This is a genomic window from Pseudaminobacter soli (ex Zhang et al. 2022) (genome assembly GCF_014595955.1).
Taxonomy (GTDB): domain Bacteria; phylum Pseudomonadota; class Alphaproteobacteria; order Rhizobiales; family Rhizobiaceae; genus Kumtagia; species Kumtagia pseudosoli.
Genome location: NZ_JABVCF010000037.1, coordinates 2,501 through 5,764, shown reverse-complemented (window position 1 = coordinate 5,764; position 3,264 = coordinate 2,501). Strand labels below are relative to the sequence as shown.

2 rRNA genes are annotated in these 3,264 nt (G+C 54.5%); both read right to left on the bottom strand.

The window, feature by feature from the left end:
- Positions 1-29: 29 nt before the first annotated feature.
- Positions 30-144, bottom strand: a 5S ribosomal RNA gene (rrf, locus tag HUI96_RS28955).
- Between the two features lie 151 nt (positions 145-295).
- Positions 296-3,097 (bottom strand): 23S ribosomal RNA (locus HUI96_RS28950).
- Positions 3,098-3,264: the final 167 nt, after the last annotated feature.

Below are 3,264 nucleotides of genomic sequence, written 5' to 3'. Positions count from 1 at the left end.
GTAAAGAGAAGATTCCATGCGTTTAGCAGACCTGGCAGCGACTTACTCTCCCGCGTCTTGAGACGAAGTACCATCAGCGCTGGAGCGTTTCACGGCCGAGTTCGGAATGGGATCGGGTGCAGCCGCTCCGCCATGACCACCAGGTCGGCGAAAGGCATGGTGAGAAGCTGGGTTCTGGCGGTCGGGCTGGGCGGTCGGCAGTCGGATTGAACCGATTGCTGGCTGCCTGTTGCCGCATGCCTGTTCTTTCTGTGCCGCCTGCACCGCTTGTTTGCGATGGGCATTGAGAATGAGAACGATCAAGCCGATCGAGCTATTAGTACCGGTAAGCTTCACGCATTGCTGCGCTTCCACACCCGGCCTATCGACGTGGTCGTCTTCCACGGCTCTGATAGGGAATACTCGTTTCGAGGTGGGTTTCCCGCTTAGATGCCTTCAGCGGTTATCCCGTCCGTATATAGCTACCCTGCGATGCGGCTGGCGCCACAACAGGTCCACCAGAGATACGTCCATCCCGGTCCTCTCGTACTAGGGACAGATCCTCTCAATATTCCTACACCCACGGCAGATAGGGACCGAACTGTCTCACGACGTTCTGAACCCAACTCACGTACCGCTTTAAATGGCGAACAGCCATACCCTTGGGACCTGCTCCAGCCCCAGGATGCGATGAGTCGACATCGAGGTGCCAAACAACCCCGTCGATATGGACTCTTGGGGGTCATCAGCCTGTTATCCCCGGCGTACCTTTTATCCGTTGAGCGATGGCCCTTCCACGCGGGACCACCGGATCACTATGACCGACTTTCGTCTCTGCTCGACTTGTCAGTCTCGCAGTCAGGCAGGCTTATGCCATTGCACTCAGCGACCGATTTCCGACCGGTCTGAGCCCACCATCGCGCGCCTCCGTTACTCTTTAGGAGGCGACCGCCCCAGTCAAACTACCCACCATACATTGTCCCGGACCCGGATGACGGGCCGCGGTTAGACATCCATAGTCGCAAGGGTGGTATTTCAAGGGTGGCTCCACCGAGGCTGGCGCCCCGGCTTCAAAGCCTACCACCTATCCTACACATGCCACTACGAATGCCAATGTAAAGCTATAGTAAAGGTGCACGGGGTCTTTCCGTCTAACCGCAGGAACCCCGCATCTTCACGGGGAATTCAATTTCACTGAGTCTATGCTGGAGACAGCGGGGAAGTCGTTACGCCATTCGTGCAGGTCGGAACTTACCCGACAAGGAATTTCGCTACCTTAGGACCGTTATAGTTACGGCCGCCGTTTACTGGGGCTTCGATTCAAAGCTTGCACCTCTCCTCTTAACCTTCCAGCACCGGGCAGGCGTCAGACCCTATACGTCGTCTTGCGACTTCGCAGAGCCCTGTGTTTTTGATAAACAGTCGCTACCCCCTGGTCTGTGCCACCCTCACATACTTGCGTACATAAGGGTCACGCTTCTTCCGAAGTTACGCGTGCAATTTGCCGAGTTCCTTCAGCATAGTTCTCTCAAGCGCCTTGGTATACTCTACCAGACCACCAGTGTCGGTTTCGGGTACGGACTATAAGGCGGAGCTATTTCCTGGAACCACGCAGCTGCCCGACCAATCCGATAAGGTCGAACAACACCAATGATCCGTCACTACCGCCAGGCTCACGAATATTAACGTGATTCCCATCGTCTACGCCTTTCGGCCTCGACTTAGGGTCCGGCTAACCCTGCTCAGATTAACTTTAAGCAGGAACCCTTGGTCTTTCGGCGGGGGTGTCTCTCACACCCCTTACGTTACTCATGTCAGCATTCGCACTTCCGATACCTCCAGAGGCCCTCACGGGTCCTCCTTCACTGGCTTACGGAACGCTCCGCTACCGCGCACTCAAAGAGTGCACCCAAAGCTTCGGTGTATGGCTTGAGCCCCGTTACATTTTCGGCGCAAAGACCCTTATTTAGACCAGTGAGCTGTTACGCTTTCTTTAAATGATGGCTGCTTCTAAGCCAACATCCTGGTTGTTTTGGGATCCTCACATCCTTTCCCACTTAGCCATAACTTGGGGACCTTAGCTGTTGGTCAGGGTTGTTTCCCTCTCCACGACGGACGTTAGCACCCGCCGTGTGTCTGCCGACTAGTACTCCTCGGTATTCAGAGTTTGCTTAGGTTTGGTAATCCGGTGAGGACCCCTAGCCCATGCAGTGCTTTACCCCCGAGGGTATTCGGTCGACGCTCTACCTAAATAGATTTCGCGGAGAACCAGCTATTTCCGAGTTTGATTGGCCTTTCACCCCTAGCCACAAGTCATCCCGAACTATTGCAACAGTTATGGGTTCGGCCCTCCAGTCAGTGTTACCTGACCTTCAGCCTGCTCATGGCTAGATCACTCGGTTTCGGGTCTAATGCGTCGAACTGAACGCCCTGTTCAGACTCGCTTTCGCTGCGCCTACACCTACCGGCTTAAGCTTGCTCGACACACTAAGTCGCTGACCCATTATACAAAAGGTACGTCGTCACCCTTGCGGGCTCCGACTGTTTGTAGGCAACCGGTTTCAGGTACTCTTTCACTCCCCTTGTCGGGGTGCTTTTCACCTTTCCCTCACGGTACTGGTTCGCTATCGGTCATGCACGAGTACTTAGGCTTGGAGAGTGGTCTCCCCATGTTCAGACAGGATTTCACGTGTCCCGCCCTACTCAAGGACTCTTACGAGATTTACGCGTACGGGGCTGTCACCCACTCCGGCCCACCTTTCCAGATGGTTCCGCTTGGCTCGCAAAAGCCGCTGGCCTGGTCCGGGTTCGCTCGCCACTACTACCGGAGTCTCTGTTGATGTCCTTTCCTACGGGTACTTAGATGTTTCAGTTCCCCGCGTTCGCCTCTTTCACCCTATTTTATTCAGGTGAAGATACCTATTAACAATACTTGGAAACCACAGCGGCAGATCGCTCTGTCGCTCTGATTTTCCAAGTATCTTAGGTGGGTTTCCCCATTCGGAAATCGTCGGATCAAAGGGTATTCGCACCTCCCCGACGCTTATCGCAGCGTATCACGTCCTTCATCGCCTGTGCATGCCAAGGCATCCACCAATTGCCCTTAAGACACTTGATCGTTCTCATTGCCGATGCCCATCCAACTCATGACCCCAAAAAGTTGAAGACTTTTTGGACAAGGATCATGAGCCAAGACAAAGTCATCGGCACAAAAAGACCAGCTTCTCGAGATCGGTTCGGGGGCTGCGGTTAGGCTCGCCCATCATAGTGCCTCAGATTGAGCGT